Origin of the sequence: Streptomyces sp. TS71-3 (assembly GCF_018327685.1) — a bacterium.
Lineage (GTDB): Bacteria > Actinomycetota > Actinomycetes > Streptomycetales > Streptomycetaceae > Streptomyces.
On sequence record NZ_BNEL01000001.1, the window covers coordinates 1,617,374 to 1,635,121 of the forward strand.

Consider the following 17,748-nt stretch of genomic DNA (forward strand, 5'->3'; position numbering starts at 1 on the left):
ACCGCCCCATCAGTGCGCGGCGCCCGGTGTGCCGCCCCGGTCCCGTACGGCCTCGCGCCGCACGGGACCGCGGTGTTTGCCGCGGTGCCCCGCCGGGACGCCGCATCGGTGGGGCGGGCCCACGCCGCGCCCGCGGCCGTACGCAGAAGAGAGTGAGCAGCACCGTGTCCAGCCACGCGTCCGCAGTCTCCAGCAGGCTCCCCGACTTCCCGTGGGACAGGCTGGAGCCGCACAAGAAGGCGGCGGCGGCCCATCCGGGCGGCATCGTCGACCTGTCCATCGGAACCCCGGTCGACCCCGTGCCGGACGTCATCCAGAAGGCCCTCGCCGGGGCCGCCGACTCGCCGGGCTATCCGACGGTCTGGGGCACCCCGGGGCTCAGGGACGCGATCAGCGGCTGGTGCGGTCGGCGTCTTGGCGCGGAGAACGTCGGGCACCGGGGGGTCCTGCCGGTCGTCGGCTCCAAGGAGCTGGTCGCCTGGCTGCCCACCCAGCTCGGCCTCGGGCCGGGCGACCGGGTCGCCCACCCGCGGCTCGCCTACCCGACGTACGAGGTGGGCGCCAGGCTGGCGCGTGCCGAGCCCGTCGGGTACGCCGACCCGACCACGCTCGACCCGGCGGGCCTCAGGCTGCTCTGGCTCAACTCCCCGTCCAACCCGACCGGGCAGGTGCTGGCCAAGGACGAGCTGGCCCGCATCGTGGCCTGGGCGCGCGAGCACGGCGTCCTGGTCTTCAGCGACGAGTGCTACCTGGAGCTGGGCTGGGAGGCCGACCCCGTCTCGGTGCTGCACCCCGACGTGTGCGGCGGGTCCCACGAGGGCCTGGTCGCCGTGCACTCCCTGTCCAAGCGGTCCAACCTGGCGGGCTACCGCGCCGCGTTCCTCGCCGGTGACGAGGCGGTCCTCGGGGAGCTGCTGGAGGTGCGCAAGCACGGCGGGATGATGACGCCGGCGCCGACCCAGGCGGCCGTCATCGCGGCGCTCGGCGACGACGAGCACGTCCGCGTGCAGCGCGAGCGCTATGTCGCGCGGCGCGAGGCGATGCGGGACGCGCTGCTGAAGCAGGGCTTCCGGATCGAGCACAGCGAGGCCGGCCTCTATCTGTGGGCGACTCGCGACGAAACCTGCTGGGAGACCGTCGCCGGCCTGGCCGAGCTGGGCATCCTGGTGGCGCCGGGCGACTTCTACGGCCCGGCGGGCGAGCGGTTCGTCCGCGTGGCGCTGACCGCCACGGACGAGCGCATCGAGGCGGCGGTGGCCCGGCTGGGGTGACCCGTCCGGGCGGTCACGGCGGTGGTTCCCCGTGCACCCGAGGGGCGCGGGGCACTCTGCCCGCGCCTGCGCGGCACGCCCCACGACCAGCGCAAAGGGCCCGGGAAGCGGTTGCTTCCCGGGCCCTCTCACCTCACGGGGCCGTGCGGCGCCGCCGCGGCGTCACCGCACCGGCAGCCCGCCCTTCGCCACTCCGCCGACGACCGAGTCGGCGGTGGGGGCGATGGAGCCCGTGCCCTTGCCCAGGGTGCCGGTGACGTCCGGGAGGGCCTTCTTGACGGTCCGCACGGGCGACGCGTCGGTCACGCCCGCGGTCTTGCCGACCTTCTGCGAGGCGCTCTCGACCGTGCTGCCGAGGTGCGCGGTGTCCAGGGTGCTGAGCCCGGCCGGACCGGCCGCGGCGGGGAGGGCCGCGGCGCTGGCGGCACCGGCCGCACCCACCACGGGAGCCGCTCCCGCTGCGAGGAGCAGCGCGGCACGGGCGATCCGGCGGGGCAGGGGGAGGGACATGATGCTCCTTCAGGACGGAAAGACAGAGTTGGGATCCGTGTCATCGAGGCACGCTCGGGACGCAGTGACTACCGCTCGAAGGCCGTGAAGGTTGCGGGATCCGCGGGTAAAGAGTCGGTAATGTGACGCATTATCCGTTCCGGATAAAAACGGCCAAAAGTGATGTCCGACCGGCGATTGCGGAATCCTTACATCCCGGTTTATCCCGGGATTTCATCAATGGGCGTGAGGTCTTCACATGAGGCCTCCCGGCATGCGCCACGGCATCTCCGTCCTTCCCGCGGGGGAACGGGGGCACGGGTGAGCGAAGGGGCTTCTCCGGGGGTGTCGCCGCCCCGGTCGGGGGTCGCCTCAGCCGGCCGTGTCGATGAGGACCCGGTCGGTGCCGCCCGCCGAAGCGCCGGACTTGCCGTCGCCGCCCGCCGTGCCCCACGTGCCCGTGTCGCCGCTCCACTGCCGGCCGCCGTAGCCGACCTGCGTGATGTGCAGCGCCACGGAGTTCGCCACCGCCCAGTGGGCCAGCGCCCAGCCGCGCTGCCTGGCACCGGTGGCGGCCTTGCCCGCGGCGGCCCGCACCGGCACGGTCACCATGTGCCGGTCGCTGCCCGCCGAGCCCGCCCGGGCGCCGCCCGCCCGCTCCCCGGTCGTCCGGCTCCCCGTCGCGGACGTGCCGTGCCGCGGGGCCGACGACGCGGCCGGGGCCAGCACGTCGCTGCCGAAGTCGTGCACCAGCGCCCTGCGCACCCGGTCCGGGTCGCCCGGCATCCGGCCGCCACCGCCCTCGCAGGTCAGAGTGGCCGGGGCGCGGCCGGTGAGGGCCGCGGCGAGCAGTGCCGCCTCCGGCTCGTGCCGGGCGTACGCCTCCGGGAAACCGCTGCGCTGGACGTGCTGGGCGGCGACCGTGACCGGTAGGCGCGCGTAGCCGGGCACCCTGTTCAGCCGGGTGTAGAACGCGCCCGCCGCATACGCCGGGTCCATGATCTTCTCGGTGGTGCCCCAGCCCTGCGAGGGCCGCTGCTGGAACAGGCCCACCGAATCCCGGTCGCCGTGGTCCAGGTTGTGCAGGTCGGACTCCTGGAGCGCGGTCGCGAGAGCGATGACCACCGCGCGCTCCGGCATGCCGCGCGAGGTGCCCACCGCGGAGATCGTCGCGGCGTTGCCCGCCTGCTCGGGCGAGAAGTGGTAGGACGCGTCGCCGCCCCTGCCCGACACCACCGTGCACCGCGGCGCCGTCCTGCCGCCGGTTGTGTAGCGCATCGCCAGGTAGCCGGCGAGCGCCAGCAGCACCAGGAACGCCGCGGCCATGCGGAGCGGGCGGCCGGAGCGGGTGCGGGAGGGGGATTTGGACTGCGGTGCCACCCGTCTACGTTACTGGAGCGCAGCGGGTCGCGTTAGGGTCGTCGGCATGGACCGCAGCCCCCTTGACCTCAGCTCGGACGCGGCGCGGCTCACCGCGCAGCTCGTCGACTTCCCCTCCGAGAGCGGCACGGAGAAGCCGCTCGCGGACGCCGTGGAGGCTGCCCTGCGCGCCCTGCCGCACCTCGCGGTCGACCGGCACGGCAACACCGTCGTGGCCCGTACCGCGCTCGGCCGCCCGGAGCGGGTGGTCCTCGCCGGGCACCTGGACACCGTGCCCATCGCGGACAACGTGCCCTCCCGTCTGGACGCGGACGGCATCCTGTGGGGCTGCGGCACCAGCGACATGAAGTCGGGCGTCGCCGTCCAGCTCCGCCTGGCCGCGACCGTACCCGCGCCCAACCGCGACCTGACCTTCGTCTTCTACGACAACGAGGAGGTCGAGGCGGGCCGCAACGGCCTCGGCCTGCTCGCCGCCGCCCACCCCGACTGGCTCGCCGGCGACTTCGCGGTGCTGCTCGAACCCTCCGAGGGGCAGGTGGAGGGCGGCTGCCAGGGCACCCTGCGCGTCCAGCTCCGCACGGCGGGGGAGCGCGCGCACTCCGCCCGCAGCTGGCTGGGCGCGAACGCCATCCACGCCGCCGCCCCGATCCTGGCGCGCCTCGCCGGCTACGAGCCGCGCCGGCCGGTCATCGACGGCCTGGAGTACCGCGAGGGCCTGAACGCCGTCGGTATCGAGGGCGGCGTCGCCGGCAACGTCATCCCGGACGCCTGTACGGTCACCGTCAACTTCCGGTACGCCCCGGACCGCACCGAGGACGATGCGCTGGCGCACGTCAGGAAGGTGTTCGCGGACTGCGGCGTCCAGGAGTTCGTGGTCACCGACCAGAGCGGCGGCGCGCTGCCCGGGCTCGGCCACCCGGCCGCCGCGGCCTTCGTCGAGGCCGTCGGCGGCACCCCGCGGCCCAAGTACGGCTGGACGGACGTCTCGCGGTTCAGCGCCCTCGGCGTACCGGCCGTGAACTACGGTCCCGGCAACCCGCACCTGGCCCACAAGCGCGACGAGCACGTCGACACGGCTCTGATCCTCGCGGCCGAGGAGCGGTTGCGGGCCTGGCTGACGGCCTGACGCGGCCCCCGCGCGCGGCCGAGGGCGTACGCCTGAGGGCTCCGGCCCCGCGTACGCCTTCCCGGGCGCGGGCCGGGGGTGCGGGCCGTACGCGCGGGAGTGCCTTCCGCGCCTTCAGGCCAGGGGTGCAGGGCGGTCATCGGGAGTTACGGCCCCGGCTACCCCCGTGGACCTACGCTGAACTGTTCAGAGCATGAGCGGAAGGGGACATACGTGGAGATTCCGGAAGCAGGGGGCCCACCCGAGGAGCAGTACCTGGGGCCCGTGGTGCGCCGGCGCGAGCAGATCCAGCCGGGCACGACCGACCAGCGGCTGCTGGACACCGAGGGCGACTCCGAGTGGGTGCACACCGACCCCTGGCGGGTGATGCGCATCCAGTCCGAGTTCGTGGAGGGCTTCGGGGCCCTCGCGGAGCTTCCGAGCGCGATCAGCGTCTTCGGCTCGGCCCGCACGCCTCCGGGCTCCGAGGAGTACGAGGCCGGGGTGCGGCTCGGCAAGGCGCTCGTCGAGGCCGGCTTCGCGGTGATCACCGGCGGCGGCCCCGGTGCCATGGAGGCGGCCAACAAGGGCGCCCGGGAGGCCAAGGGCGTCTCCGTCGGCCTCGGCATCGAGCTGCCGTTCGAGCAGGGCCTCAACCCCCACGTCGACTTCGGCGTGAACTTCCGGTACTTCTTCGTCCGCAAGACCATGTTCGTGAAGTACGCCCAGGGCTTCGTGGTGCTGCCCGGCGGGCTCGGCACCCTGGACGAGCTCTTCGAGGCGCTCACCCTCGTGCAGACCCGCAAGGTGACCCGCTTCCCGATCGTGCTGTTCGGCTCCGCCTACTGGGGCGGCCTCGTCGACTGGCTGCGCGGCACGGTGGTCGCCCAGGGCAAGGCCTCGGAGAAGGACCTGCTGCTCTTCCACGTCACGGACGACGTGGACGAGGCGGTCGCGCTGGTCTCCAAGGAAGTCGCCCGCTGACCACACGCGGGCCCGGCACCCGGCTCGGCAAGCCGCGGGCGGCCGTCCGGAACGCGTCCTGCCGCGCGCGCCGCGGCAGGCGTCACGGCCGCGGCAGGCATCACAGTCGTGGCACAGGCGTCACGCCAGTCCCCGGCGGGCCACTGCCGGGGCCCGGTGGCCGGCGATCGACGCCACCATGTCCAGCACCTGCCGGGTCTCCGCCACCTCGTGCACGCGGTAGACCCGCGCTCCCAGCCACGCGGAGACGGCCGTCGTCGCCAGCGTCCCGATCAGGCGCTCCTTGACCGGCCGGTCGAGGGTCTCGCCGACGAAGTCCTTGTTCGACAGCGAGACGAGCACCGGCCAGCCGGTGTCCGCCATCTCGCCGAGCCGGCGGGTGGCCTCCAGGCTGTGCCGGGTGCTCTTGCCGAAGTCGTGCCCCGGGTCGATCAGCACCGACTCGCGCGGCACGCCGAGGGCCACCGCGCGCTCCGCGAGGTCCACGGTCACGCGCAGGATGTCGGCCATCACGTCCTCGTAGGCGATCCGGTGCGGGCGGGTGCGCGGTTCCGCACCGCCCGCGTGGGTGCACACCAGGCCCGCGCCGTACCGGGCGGCGACCTCCGCCAGGGCGGGGTCGACCCCGCCCCAGGCGTCGTTCAGCAGGTCCGCGCCCGCCGCGCAGACCGCCTCGCCGACCTCGTGCCGCCAGGTGTCGACGCTGATCACGACGTCCGGGAACCTGCGGCGCACCTCCGCCACGAAACCGACCGTGCGGCGCGCCTCCTCCTCGGCCGTCACCTCGTCCCCGGGGCCCGCCTTGACGCCGCCGACGTCGATGATGGCGGCCCCCTCGGAGACCGCCTGCTCGACACGGTTCAGGGCGGGCTCGTCGCGGAAGGTGGCGCCCTGGTCGTAGAACGAGTCCGGGGTCCTGTTGACGATCGCCATGATCACCGGCTCGTGCGGGCCGAACTCACGTCGACCCAGCCTGAGCGTCCCCTGCGGCATCCCGTTCTGCCTTCCTCAATGTTCCCTCGCTGTCAAGGGCCCGGCGCTCGCCCTTCGTCCGTGACCCTCATTGTCACAGGGGCATGGCACGATCGGAGTCCGACGGTTCCGTGACCGCCCGAGCGGCCGGTGCGGGCCGCCGTTCGCCGCGCACCGCGGCAGCGGCGCCCGTGGCCGCCCGGTGGTCCGCCGTCGGCGCCGCGCGCCGGGGTGCGCGGCGGTAGCGCATGGCATTGGCAACAGAAGTCGGCAACCGAACGTGGGGACCTCCCGAAGATGGTCGTGTTCTTGTTCCTGGTCGTCGCCCTGGTCATCGTGGTCGCGGCGGTGACACTCGCCGTGGTGGGCGGCGGCGAGCGGGGCGTGCTGCCCGAGGCGGGCCCCGAGCGGCTCCAGGACCCGCTGCCCCAGGACCGTCCCGTCCACCGGGACGACGTGGACGCCCTGCGCTTCCCGGTGGCCCTCCGCGGCTACCGGATGGCGGACGTGGACGACGCCCTGGGCAGGCTCGGCGCGGAGCTCGCCGAGCGTGACGCCCGGATCGCCCAGCTCGAATCGGCCCTCGCGGGCAGCCACGCCCACCAGCCCGGCGGCCACGGCCTGCCCTACGAGTCCTACCAGCCCTACGACTTCCCGGAGGACACCCGATGAGCAGCGAAGCGGCGAGCGGCGGCCCTGCCACCGAGGGCGGCCCGGCCGAGGCGGGCGGGCCCACCGGCGCCGCGGTGCCGGGACCCGACGGCGTGCTGCGCTGCCCCTGGGCGCTGTCCACCGAGGACTACGCCGTCTACCACGACGAGGAGTGGGGCCGCCCGGTCCACGGCGACCAGGCGCTCTTCGAGCGCATGTCGCTGGAGGCGTTCCAGTCGGGCCTGTCCTGGATCACGATCCTCCGCAGGCGCGAGGGCTTCCGCGCCGCCTTCGCGGACTTCAAGATCGCGTCGGTCGCGGCCTTCACGGACGCCGACCGCGAGCGGCTGCTCGCCGACCCGGGGATCATCCGCAACCGCGCCAAGGTCGACGCCACCATGGCGAACGCCCGAGCGCTCGCCACCTGGGCCCCCGGAGAGCTGGACGAACTGATCTGGTCCCATGCCCCGGACCCCGCGGCCCGTCCGGTCCCGCGCACGCTGTCCGACGTGCCCGCGACCACCGACGAGTCCAAGGCGCTCTCGAAGGCCCTCAAGGCCCGCGGCCTCCGCTTCGTAGGCCCCACCACGGCCTACGCGATGATGCAGGCGTGCGGCCTGGTCGACGACCACCTGAAGGACTGCGCGTCCCGCGGCGCGGGCGCCCGCTGACGTCCCCCCGGCCTGCGGTGAGCCGGGGCGCATCCGAAGGGAGGCGGGGCGGCCCCGATGAGGGGCGCGGGGAACTGCGCGCTCAGGTCCCAGCGGCGCGCGGCCGGGGCGCATCCGAAGGGGGCACAAGAGACCCGATACACAAGAGACCCGATACACAAGAGACCCGATAACGGGCGCGGGGAACTGCGCAAACGCACCGGCCCGTCCAGGCGGAAGTAGGGCCGGACCCGCGCCCACGGGGCCGATGCCGCGGACAGCGCGGACCCCGCTCAGCGGCCAAGGAACGTCGGCTTCTTCCTGGACAGGAAGGCCTCCACGGCGATGGCGTGGTCCTCGGACGCACCGGCGCGGCTCTGGAGCTCGTCCTCCTTCTCCAGGGTCTCGTCCAGCCTGTGCCCGGCGGCGAAGGCAAGCGACTCCTTGATCGCGGCATAGGCGAGCGTCGGCCCCTCGGCGAGCGCTCGGGCCACCTTCAGCGCCTCCGCGGCCAGCTCCCCCGTGGGCACCAGGCGGCTCGCGATCCCCAGCTCGTACGCCTCCTGTGCCGTGATGCTGCGCGGGAAGAGCAGCAGGTCGGCGGCCCGGCCGGGCCCCACCACGCGCGGCAGCGTCCAGGAGAGCCCCGAGTCCGCGGTCAGGGCCACCCCGGCGAAGGCGGTCGTGAAGGACGCCGTCTCGGCGACCACGCGGTAGTCCGCGGCGAGGGCGAAACCGAAGCCCGCGCCCGCGGCGACGCCGTTCACCCCCGCCACCACCGGCTTCTGCATCCCCGCCAGCGCCCGCACGATCGGGTTGTAATGCTCGCGCACGGTGCTCATGACGTTCGTCCGGGCGGCCCCGTCGTCCCCGTCGCGCCGCTCCCGTCCGGCGGCCAGCAGGCCGACGTGCTCCTTGAGGTCCTGGCCCACGCAGAAGGCGCGGTCGCCGGCCGCCGTCAGCAGCACCGCCCGCACCTGCGCGTCCGCCGCGGCGGCCTGGACGGCGTCGCGCAGCGCGGCCTTGGCCTCGTTGTTCACCGCGTTCATCGCCTCGGGGCGATTCAACGTGATCGTGGCGAGTCCGTCGTTCACCTCGTACAGCACGGTATCGGCCATGGCGGGTCCCTTCGGTCGGCGGCTCGGCCTTCTTCTTCGCATTTCCCCGCACAGCATGGCGGAGATCGCGATGCCGGAAGAGTGCGCAAGATGTGACCTGCGTCAAAGAAAATCCACTGGCAGAAGGCCCAAGGACAGAGGTGCCTCGCGGCCTTCGCGGGCACATCGCCGAATTGAGTGGTTTTGCGGAAGCGCGTTGCCTAAGCGATGCAGAACGATGTTGTCCATTGGGTCGTGCGATGCGGGATAATGGCCAGGAAGCAATGTGTTCGATGCCGGTGACGCCTGCCCGTGACGGGCGGTGCGCGCCCTGATGGGGGCCGTCGGCTGAGATGAGCTGGTTTCAGGAAGGGGAACGAGCATGGCGGCCATGAAGCCGCGGACGGGTGACGGCCCGCTCGAGGTGACCAAGGAGGGGCGGGGCATCGTCATGCGCGTTCCGCTCGAAGGCGGCGGTCGGCTCGTGGTCGAGCTGACCCCGGACGAGGCGGACGCCCTTGGTGACGCCCTCAAGAAGGTCGTCGGCTGACGCGGAAGCAGCCCAATACCCGCCCAGTGCCCCGGTGCCCGCTGCGTGCTGGGGCACTGGTGTCTGCGTGGGACCCTGCTTCCCGGCGGCTTCCCGGCGCCTTCCCGGCGTCTGTTCCACGAGGCCGGTCCGAACGCCCGGCTCCTGGCCGAAACCGGTTCCTGTCCGCGCCCCGGCTCCAGGCCGGAATCGGTTCCTGACGGCGACCGGCTTTCCGGGCCCGGATCCGGGCCCGGGTCCGTCATCGCGACCGGCTCCCGAACGAGAGCGGGGCCGGAAGGGGAGCGCGGGTCGGGACGGAGAGCGGGGCCCGGAACGAGAAGCGGGGCCCCGGGGCCGGTCCGCGGGAGGCGTTCGGCCGCGGCTAGCGTTTGACCGCGCAGAGCAGCCCGTCGCCCACCGGCAGCAGCGAGGGAACGAGGTCGGGATTCTCCCGCACGGCCCGCACCAGCTCCCGCAGCCGCACGACCTCCGCGGGCTGCGGCCCCGAGCCGATGGTGCGCCCGTCGGCGAAGACGCCCTCGAAGCAGACCAGCCCACCGGGCCGTAGCAGGCGCAACGATTCGTCTAGGTAATCGAGGCACTCCGAACGGTCACCGTCGCAGAACACCAGGTCGTAGCCGCTGTCCGCGAGGCGCGGCAGCACATCCAGGGCGCGGCCGGGAATGAAGCGGGCGCGATTGCTTGCAAATCCCGCGGCGCGGAAAGCGTGCCGGGCGAACGACTGGCGCTCCGGCTCGGGGTCCACCGTCGTCAGCACGCCGTCCGCGCGCATCCCGTGCAGCAGATGAATGCCGGAGACGCCGGTGCCGGTGCCGATCTCGGCCACCGCCTTCGCGGCCACGGTGGCGGCGAGCATCCGCAGCGCGGCGCCCGTGCCGGGCGACACCGGGCGCAGCCCTGCCTCCCGGGCCCGGTCGCGGGCCCAGAGCAGCGCGTCGTCCTCGGCGACAAAGGCGTCGGAGAACGCCCAGCTCGTCTGCCGCTTGCCGGTAATGGCCCTCTCCCGTCCCCGTGGTTGCCTGGCCGTGACTGTATCCTCCCCCGCCCTCGGCCGCGCTCGGACGCCAGGTGCCTCCACCCGCCGGGAACTCGCAGATGGGACCCGACGTTGTAGGGGATGAGGAGAAACGAGGGGGCCGGCGGGGGGCAGGGATGGACGGAAGCGGCGAGCAGGACGAGACGCAGGACCCGAAGCACGTATCAAATTCACGTAAAAACGCTTATCCGGAGCTAACGGGCGAGGTGGTTATGGTAGGGGCTCTAGTGGACACCACCAGAGCCGACAGGGGAGGTGCGGCTGACACCGGGGACCGCGCAGGGGTACTGCGACGTCTTCTCAGGCCCTCGGGCGAGCCGAAATCCGTGACCAAGAACGCTGACACCGCCGAATCCGCACAGACCGCGACCTTTGCCGCCGATGCGGATTCGCAGGCGTGGACTCCTCCTTCATGGGAGGAGATCGTCAGCATGCACAGCGGCCGGGTGTACCGGCTGGCCTACCGCCTCACCGGCAACCAGCACGACGCCGAGGACCTCACCCAGGAGGTCTTCGTGCGCGTCTTCCGCTCCCTGTCGACGTACACGCCGGGCACCTTCGAGGGCTGGCTGCACCGCATCACGACCAACCTCTTCCTGGACATGGTCCGCCGCAAGCAGCGCATCCGCTTCGACACGCTCGGTGAGGACGCCGCGGAGCGGCTGCCCAGCCGTGAGCCCTCCCCCCAGCAGGTCTTCCAGGACACCCACTTCGACGCGGACGTCCAGCAGGCGCTCGACACCCTCGCGCCCGAGTTCCGCGCCGCCGTCGTGCTCTGCGACATCGAGGGCCTGTCGTACGAGGAGATCGCCGCGACCCTCGGCGTCAAGCTCGGCACCGTCCGCAGCCGTATCCACCGCGGCCGCTCCCAGCTCCGCAAGGCACTCCAGCACCGGTCACCGGAGGCCCGCGCCGAGCGGCGCGCCGGCAACCGCGGCTTCAAGGGCGTGGGCGTGGTCGCGCCCGCGCTGGGCGGAGGAGGCGCAGGCGCGTGAGCGGACCCCATTCGACGCCCGCCGAGCACCACCTCGGCGACCGGCTCGCCGCCCTGGTGGACGGCGAGCTGGGCCATGACGCCCGCGAGCGTGTCCTGGCGCACCTGGCGACCTGTGCCAGGTGCAAGGCCGAGGCCGACGCCCAGCGCCGGCTGAAGAACGTCTTCGCGGAAGCCGCCCCGCCGCCGCCGTCCGAGAGCTTCCTCGCGCGCCTCCAGGGGTTGCCCGGGGGCGATGACGACGAAGGAGATCCGTTCGGCGGGGGAGGACTCTCCGGCGGCGGAGTCTTCAGCCTGACCGGGCGGCTCACGCCGAACCCGCTGCGGGGCAGGCCCCGCAATCCGTTCTCCATGGACGCACCCGAGACCCCGGCGCCCGGGCTCCCCGACGGTGAGCACGGCTTCCGCATCCATGAGGTGGGCCGGCAGGACGCGGAGCGTGCGGCGTCCCGTGGCCGCCGGTTCGCGTTCGCCGCGGCCGGTGCGGTGTCGCTGGCCGCCATCGCGCTCGGCGGCGTCACGGCGGGCGTGCCCACCGCCGCCGGCAGCGGCGGCCAGGGCGGCGGAGGCACCCCCAGCAACGCCACCCCGCTGAGCTCCGCCGGCCCCGTCAATTCCGCCGAGGCCGGTCGCCGCAGGAGCACCACACAGCCCGCGGCGCGCTCATCCGAACGCCCCGTCGGGGACTTGCCGCTCTCGGCCCCCATCGTCGCCTCCGCGCCCCTGCTGCCCGGAGTGCCCTCGCCGCCCCACCCGGAGCCCAAGTCCCCCCTCTCCCAGCTCAGCACGGTCTCCCCGCTGATGCAGACGCTTCCCACGGCTCCGGGCGCCTCCGAGACCACATCGCCGGCCGGGGCACCGAACCCGCCGACTGAGCTTCTGGGCCAGGCACCGAAGGCGGGCCCCATACGCATGGTCCGGTGAGCGCCGGCCCATGCCCATGAGCCTGTCCTGACGCGCCCCGGCGTGGTCGGCTGCGACCGCAGGCGCGACCGCGGCCGGGCGAGCCCGGTCGCAGGGGTGACCACGACCTGGGGGTGTCCATGACCGGGCGGGCGAGCCCGTCGCCGGGCCTTGCCGTCGCCTGCCGTGCAACTCCCCGCAACCCCCTCAGGGTCCGGGCACACTTGCGCGCTCAGGGACAGCGGCGCCTGCCCGTTGACGGCGTGCCAGGTCCGGGGCTGAGCGCGACCGTCCAACGGCAGGCCGAATCCCGGACGAACTGGAAGCATCCCTCTGCGGGATGGGGCGTGAACCTGATTGAATCCTCGGTGCACGCGCCCCCTGGATATCTCCCGGGGCGCTGACATTCATCGTGCGGTCGCACGCACGCCACGTGGTCGGCCGGCGGCCGTGCCAGGGCCAGGTCTGGGGAGAGCATGGACGAGGGGAAGCCCGCAAAGCCGAAGTGGTGGAGCCGTCCCCGGCCTGAGGCAGCGGCCACCGCCCCGACAGCGGGCACACCCGACGCCTCCGGCACGCCTGATGCCTCCAGCACGCCTGACCTCTCCGGCGCGCCCGACACCTCCGATGCCTCGGGTGCGCCTGATGTCCCCGACGCCTCCGGCTCCTCCGGTCACGGCGGCCCCGGCGCCACGGAGGCCCGAGAGCACGCTCGTGAGCCGCAGGACGGGCCGGACAGTGGCCACGCGCCCGGAAGCCCGGACTCCGCCGTTCCGCCGCCCACAGAGGCCTCCACGGTCTCCATGGAGAAAGCGGAAGACTCCATACCTCCGAGGGCCCCAGGAACCGCACCCGGTGGGGCCCTCGCAGCGCCCACGCCCGCCCCCGCCCCCGCTCCCGGCCTCGACGCCTCCGAGGGGCGTCCGCGCCCCCTCCACGACCCCGACCCCTACGGGACCCCGCCCTACGGCGAGCCAGGCCCCTGGGCGCCCGCGCCGCCCGTACAGCACCCCGCTGCCACACCGGCGCACGGCACCCCCGTTCCGGGCACCCCCGTGCCGCCCCTGGGAGGCCCGCAGCAGGCCGTCGGGCCTCATGACCGGGGTCCCGCCCCGGACTACGCACAGAGCCACCCCCAGGGCGCCTATGCGTCGGGCGGCACCCCGGCGCACGGCACACCCACCCCCGGTACCTCCGCGTACGGCGCCCCCGCGCACGGCACCGCCGCACCCGCCGGCTTCCACGCCGCGACTCCGCCGGGCGCTCCCCAGCCCCCGGCGGGCACCCCGTACCAGGCGTCCGCGCACCTGTATGCCCACGGCCCCGCGCACCCGTACGCCGACGACACCGGCTTCCAGGCGGCCGCCGGACCCGTCCCCGGTGCCCCGGTGCCGGGGCCCGCGGCGTACCCGGCCGGCGGTGGCATGGGAGGCGGTGATGGCGCGGCGGGCGGTGCCGGCCACTGGCAGCCCTATGACCCGTGGGCCGCGCCGCTGCACCAGACGGGGGCCGCGCCGGCGCGCGGAGGGCGGCGCCGCCCGGTGGCCGGCGTGCTGGTGGTCGCCCTGCTCGCGGGGCTGCTGGGCGGAGCGCTCGGCTCGTATCTGGAGCGCGACGACGGCGGCACCGACATCGAACTCCCGCAGGCCGGCGTCGAGTCCAAGAACCGCGACCCGCACAGCGTCGCCGGCATCGCCGCCAGGGCGCTGCCGGGTGTCGTGACCCTGCACGTCCGGGGCGCCTCGGAACAGGGCACCGGCACCGGCTTCATCCTGGACAAGCGGGGTCATATCCTGACAAACAATCACGTCATAGAGCCGGCCGGGACCACCGGCGACGTCTCGGTGACGTTCAGCGGGGGCCAGACGGCCAAGGGCACGGTCGTCGGCCACGACACCGGCTACGACCTGGCCGTCGTCAAGGTCTCCCATGTCTCGGGCCTCACCCCGCTGGCGCTCGGCAACTCCGACAACGTCCAGGTCGGCGACCCGGTGGTGGCCATCGGCGCGCCGTTCGACCTGGCGAACACCGTGACCTCCGGGATCATCAGCGCCAAGGAGCGGCCCATCACCACCGCGGGCGAGGGCAAGGGCGACGCGAGCGACGTCAGCTACGTCGACGCCCTCCAGACCGACGCCCCGATAAACCCCGGCAATTCGGGCGGGCCGCTGGTCGACGGCGAGGCGCGCGTCATCGGCATCAACAGCGCCATACGCTCCGCCGACGACGGACAGAGCCCGGAGGGCGGCCAGTCGGGCTCCATAGGCCTCGGCTTCGCCATACCGGTCAACCAGGCCAAGCGGGTGGCCGAGGAGCTCATCAACACCGGCACGGCCACGCATCCCGTGATAGGCGTCACACTCGACATGCAGTACACGGGGGACGGTGCCCGGGTCTCGGACCAGGGCAATGACGGCGGTCCGTCGGTGACCGGCGGTGGCGCCGCCGACAAGGCCGGCATCCGCGCCGGCGACGTCATCACCCGGGTCGACGGCCAGCGCATCCACTCAGGTGAGGAGCTCATCGTGAAGATCCGCGCGCACCGTCCCGGCGACCGGCTCGCCCTCACGCTGGAGCGCGGTCTGCCCGTGCACGGCGACGGGCGGGACCCCGAGGGCGAGGGCCAGGAGCGGAAAGTGACGCTGGTGCTGGGCGCGGCGAAGGGAAACTGACGGCGAACACCCCGCGAAAGCCGGAGCCGTCATCAAGGCCGCGGCCCGGGAGAGTACCGGACAGACCGGGTGGCCGGGTACCGTGGACCAGGTCCGACCACGGACGTCCTGCCACGGAAGAGCGCCGCTGAAGACCTGCCGCGGGCCGAGGACATCGCGAGGAGCTGCAAGGTGTTCAATGACATAGGCCCACTTGAGCTGGTGACGCTCGTCGTCCTCGCCGTACTCGTCTTCGGCCCGGACAAGCTGCCGAAAGTCATTCAGGACGTCACGCGCACCATCCGGAAGATCCGCGAGTTCTCCGAGAGCGCCAAGGAGGACATCCGCAGCGAGCTCGGCCCGGAGTTCAAGGACTTCGAGTTCGAGGATCTCAATCCGAAGACGTTCATCCGCAAGCAGCTCGACAACGACGACCTGGGCCTCAAGGAGCTCCGCAACGGCTTCGACCTGAAGAAGGAGATGGCGGACGTCACGGACGCCGTGCACGGCCGTGACAGCGACTCCTCGGGCTCCTCGTCCGGCGGCTCCTCCTCGGGCGGTTCGTCGTCGGGTGGCCGGGTCGACATGACGAAGAAGCCGGAGAAGCCCGCGCCGGGCGACCACCCGCCGTTCGACGCGGACGCGACCTGACGGTCGCGGGACCCGGTTCCAGGCTTTCGCCGACTGTGTTGCGTGCGGTACGTCGCGTGCCCTTCGGGCGTGGCCCGTGCGGCAGGGGGTGCCCCCCTTGGGCAGTGGCGGGCCCTCCCTTTCGTCGTGGCTCGTCGCGCAGTTCCCCGCGCCCCTTCCGGTGCGCAGGTCCCGCGCCGCTTGCGGGGCGCTGTTTCCCGTGCCCCTCTGACGCTCGCGGCTACGCCATCCCTGTGGTGCGCCTCCGCCCACCGGCTGGTTTTCCTTGATCACGGGGGCTGTGTGGCTATTCTGCCTTGTTGGTGTGCGGAGCCGGACGAAACGCGAGAAGGAACGCCCGAGGGGCGGACCGACCGGTTCCCACTGGAGCGAGGAGGCGCGCGCACAGATGGAAACGACGAGCCGTATGGGTGATCAGCCGCCCGGGGCACCGGGCGAGCCGGGCACGTCCACGGCTGCACCCCGCCTGGTCGACGGGTTCCTCATGGCGCCTTTCCGCTGGTACAGCCTGGACGAGGCGTTCACGGGGCCGCGCTGGCTGATGCAGGTGGGCACCTCGGCGGACGGTTCGGTCGAGCACGGCTCGATCGGCCACGGTGACGAGCCGTCGGTCCGCAGCGAGGGCGCCGAGGGCGACAGCAGGGAGCGGTTCGCGGTGGTCGTCACCGTCGGGGCCAGCCCCCACCGGCGCAGCGCGGACGGCTCCGGAGTACTGGAGGCCACGTCCGTCTCCTCCGCGGCCTGGCTTGCCGGGGTGGGCCTGCTCTCGGTCACCTGGCCGGGGCAGATGGACCACACCCTGCGGGACGACTGGCTGGAGCAGCAGACCGAGACGGCCTGGGTGCTCGCGGACGACCTGGACGGGCCCGACTGGGCCGTCCTCTCGCTGCCGGTCGACGGGGTCGCGACGCCGTTCCACTACCGCGAGTCCGAGTTCGGCTGGGTGCTGGCCGGTTCCACCTCCCAGGGCGTGCACCTGGGGGCGTACGGGCGGGGCATGAGCGCGTACGGCGTCGGCTTCTCCGGCGTCAAGGACATCGCCGCGTACGCCTGACGGGGCGCGGGCGGGCGGCGCGCCGGCCGCCCGCAGCCGGGTCAGAACCTGTTGGCCGGCGTGATCCCCAGCGACATGCCCGCCAGGCCCCGCTGCCTGCCGCTCAGCTTGCCGGCGATGTCGCGCAGGGCGGCACCGGCGGGGGAGTCCGGGTCGGTGATCACGACCGGCTTGCCCTCGTCGCCGCCCTCGCGCAGCCGTACGTCGATCGGGATGGCGCCGAGCACGGGCACGGTGGCACCCGTCGCCCTGGTCAGCCCCTCGGCGACCGTCTTGCCGCCGCCGGTGCCGAAGACGTCGACCATCTCGCCGCAGTGCGGGCAGGGCAGGCCCGACATGTTCTCGACAACGCCCACGATCTTCTGGTGCGTCTGCACGGCGATCGAGCCGGCCCGCTCGGCGACCTCGGCCGCCGCCTGCTGCGGGGTGGTGACGACCAGGATCTCGGCGTTCGGGACCAGCTGGGCCACGGAGATCGCGATGTCGCCGGTGCCGGGCGGCAGGTCGAGCAGCAGCACGTCCAGGTCGCCCCAGAACACGTCCGCCAGGAACTGCTGGAGGGCGCGGTGCAGCATCGGGCCGCGCCAGACCACGGGGGCGTTGCCGGGCGTGAACATGCCGATCGAGATGACTTTCACGCCGTTCGCGGACGGCGGCATGATCATGTTCTCGACCTGGGTGGGCCGCCCGTCGGTGCCCAGCATGCGCGGGACGCTGTGCCCGTAGATGTCCGCGTCGACCACACCGACCTTGAGGCCGTCGGCCGCCAGCGCCGCCGCGAGGTTGACCGTCACCGAGGACTTGCCGACGCCGCCCTTGCCGGACGCGACCGCGTACACCCGGGTGAGGGAGCCCGGCTGGGCGAAGGGGATCTCGCGCTCGGCCTGGCCGCCGCGGAGCGTGGTCTGGAGCTCGCGGCGCTGCTCGTCGCTCATCACGTCCAGGGAGACGTCGACACCGGTGACACCCTCGACGGCCGAGACCGCGTCCGTCACGCTCTGCGTGATCGTCTCGCGCATGGGGCAGCCGGAGATCGTGAGGTAGACGGTGACCGCGACGGCGCCGTCCGCGCCGACCTCCACCGATTTGACCATCCCCAGGTCGGTGATGGGCCGGTGGATCTCGGGATCGTTCACCGTCGCGAGCGCCTGGCGTACCGCGTCTTCCGTAAGCATAAAGAAATGGTACGGCGCCGGAGGCGCATTCCTTTGAGGGTGGTGGTGGGTGACGGGTGGGGGGTACGGCGCCGGAGGCGCATTCCTTTGAGGGTGGTGGTGGGTGACGGGTGGGGGGTACGGCGCCGGAGG

At 73.3% G+C, this 17,748-nt stretch carries 17 protein-coding genes; 11 read left to right on the plus strand and 6 right to left on the minus strand.

What is annotated here, in order from left to right:
- Positions 1-152: 152 nt before the first annotated feature.
- A complete protein-coding gene (gene dapC / locus Sm713_RS06690) occupies positions 153-1,271 on the plus strand; it encodes a succinyldiaminopimelate transaminase (protein WP_283249766.1) in 1,119 nt (372 codons plus the stop codon).
- Between the two features lie 162 nt (positions 1,272-1,433).
- On the opposite strand, the gene Sm713_RS06695 is transcribed toward dapC, so the two are convergent.
- Together Sm713_RS06695 and Sm713_RS06700 are read right to left on the minus strand one after the other, a co-directional pair.
- The gene (locus Sm713_RS06695; protein WP_212908731.1) at positions 1,434-1,781 is read right to left on the minus strand and encodes an ATP-binding protein; all 348 of its coding nucleotides are present in this window, start codon (positions 1,779-1,781) and stop codon (positions 1,434-1,436) included.
- Between the two features lie 351 nt (positions 1,782-2,132).
- The gene (locus tag Sm713_RS06700; protein WP_249416528.1) at positions 2,133-3,086 is read right to left on the minus strand and encodes a heavy metal transporter; all 954 of its coding nucleotides are present in this window, start codon (positions 3,084-3,086) and stop codon (positions 2,133-2,135) included.
- Between the two features lie 100 nt (positions 3,087-3,186).
- On the opposite strand from Sm713_RS06700, the gene dapE reads away from it, so the two are divergent.
- Both dapE and Sm713_RS06710 read left to right on the plus strand, forming a co-directional pair.
- Positions 3,187-4,266 carry a succinyl-diaminopimelate desuccinylase gene (dapE, locus tag Sm713_RS06705; RefSeq protein ID WP_212908732.1) on the plus strand — a complete coding sequence of 360 codons (1,080 nt, stop codon included), beginning with the start codon at positions 3,187-3,189 and terminating at the stop codon, positions 4,264-4,266.
- Between the two features lie 213 nt (positions 4,267-4,479).
- A complete protein-coding gene (locus tag Sm713_RS06710; protein ID WP_212908733.1) occupies positions 4,480-5,229 on the plus strand; it encodes a TIGR00730 family Rossman fold protein in 750 nt (249 codons plus the stop codon).
- A 120-nt stretch (positions 5,230-5,349) separates the two neighbouring features.
- Here Sm713_RS06710 and folP read toward each other — a convergent pair whose 3' ends face one another.
- Entirely contained in the window at positions 5,350-6,222 is an 873-nt protein-coding gene (gene folP, locus Sm713_RS06715; RefSeq protein ID WP_212908734.1) for a dihydropteroate synthase, read from the minus strand.
- Between the two features lie 276 nt (positions 6,223-6,498).
- On the opposite strand from folP, the gene Sm713_RS06720 reads away from it, so the two are divergent.
- Both Sm713_RS06720 and Sm713_RS06725 read left to right on the plus strand, forming a co-directional pair.
- Positions 6,499-6,873 carry a DivIVA domain-containing protein gene (locus Sm713_RS06720; RefSeq protein ID WP_212908735.1) on the plus strand — a complete coding sequence of 125 codons (375 nt, stop codon included), beginning with the start codon at positions 6,499-6,501 and terminating at the stop codon, positions 6,871-6,873.
- Positions 6,870-7,523 (plus strand): DNA-3-methyladenine glycosylase I, encoded by a 654-nt coding sequence (locus Sm713_RS06725; RefSeq protein ID WP_212908736.1) that lies wholly within the window; start codon positions 6,870-6,872, stop codon positions 7,521-7,523. The genes Sm713_RS06720 and Sm713_RS06725 overlap by 4 nt, the downstream gene beginning before the upstream one ends.
- A gap of 272 nt (positions 7,524-7,795) precedes the next feature.
- On the opposite strand, the gene Sm713_RS06730 is transcribed toward Sm713_RS06725, so the two are convergent.
- The gene (locus Sm713_RS06730; RefSeq protein WP_212908737.1) at positions 7,796-8,620 is read right to left on the minus strand and encodes an enoyl-CoA hydratase-related protein; all 825 of its coding nucleotides are present in this window, start codon (positions 8,618-8,620) and stop codon (positions 7,796-7,798) included.
- A 361-nt stretch (positions 8,621-8,981) separates the two neighbouring features.
- On the opposite strand from Sm713_RS06730, the gene Sm713_RS06735 reads away from it, so the two are divergent.
- The gene (locus Sm713_RS06735) at positions 8,982-9,149 is read left to right on the plus strand and encodes a DUF3117 domain-containing protein (protein ID WP_003966491.1); all 168 of its coding nucleotides are present in this window, start codon (positions 8,982-8,984) and stop codon (positions 9,147-9,149) included.
- A 364-nt stretch (positions 9,150-9,513) separates the two neighbouring features.
- On the opposite strand, the gene Sm713_RS06740 is transcribed toward Sm713_RS06735, so the two are convergent.
- Positions 9,514-10,230 carry an O-methyltransferase gene (locus Sm713_RS06740; protein ID WP_212908738.1) on the minus strand — a complete coding sequence of 239 codons (717 nt, stop codon included), beginning with the start codon at positions 10,228-10,230 and terminating at the stop codon, positions 9,514-9,516.
- 170 nt (positions 10,231-10,400) lie between these two features.
- Between Sm713_RS06740 and sigE the strand changes: the two genes are divergently transcribed.
- The 5 genes from sigE (at position 10,401) to Sm713_RS06765 (ending at position 16,441) form a co-directional block, all read left to right on the plus strand.
- Positions 10,401-11,183 (plus strand): RNA polymerase sigma factor SigE, encoded by a 783-nt coding sequence (gene sigE, locus Sm713_RS06745; RefSeq protein WP_212908739.1) that lies wholly within the window; start codon positions 10,401-10,403, stop codon positions 11,181-11,183.
- A complete protein-coding gene (locus tag Sm713_RS06750) occupies positions 11,180-12,106 on the plus strand; it encodes an anti-sigma factor (protein ID WP_212908740.1) in 927 nt (308 codons plus the stop codon). Before sigE ends, Sm713_RS06750 begins: the two co-directional genes overlap by 4 nt.
- A 782-nt stretch (positions 12,107-12,888) precedes the next feature.
- On the plus strand, positions 12,889-14,757 hold the full coding sequence (locus Sm713_RS06755) for a S1C family serine protease (RefSeq protein ID WP_374195964.1): 1,869 nt from the start codon (positions 12,889-12,891) through the stop codon (positions 14,755-14,757).
- Between the two features lie 171 nt (positions 14,758-14,928).
- The gene (locus Sm713_RS06760) at positions 14,929-15,387 is read left to right on the plus strand and encodes a sec-independent translocase (RefSeq protein ID WP_212908742.1); all 459 of its coding nucleotides are present in this window, start codon (positions 14,929-14,931) and stop codon (positions 15,385-15,387) included.
- Positions 15,388-15,775: 388 nt separating this feature from the next.
- Positions 15,776-16,441 (plus strand): hypothetical protein, encoded by a 666-nt coding sequence (locus Sm713_RS06765; RefSeq protein ID WP_212908743.1) that lies wholly within the window; start codon positions 15,776-15,778, stop codon positions 16,439-16,441.
- Between the two features lie 41 nt (positions 16,442-16,482).
- Here the strand turns inward: Sm713_RS06765 and Sm713_RS06770 are convergent, their stop codons facing one another.
- Positions 16,483-17,616 carry an Mrp/NBP35 family ATP-binding protein gene (locus Sm713_RS06770; protein ID WP_212908744.1) on the minus strand — a complete coding sequence of 378 codons (1,134 nt, stop codon included), beginning with the start codon at positions 17,614-17,616 and terminating at the stop codon, positions 16,483-16,485.
- Positions 17,617-17,748: the final 132 nt, after the last annotated feature.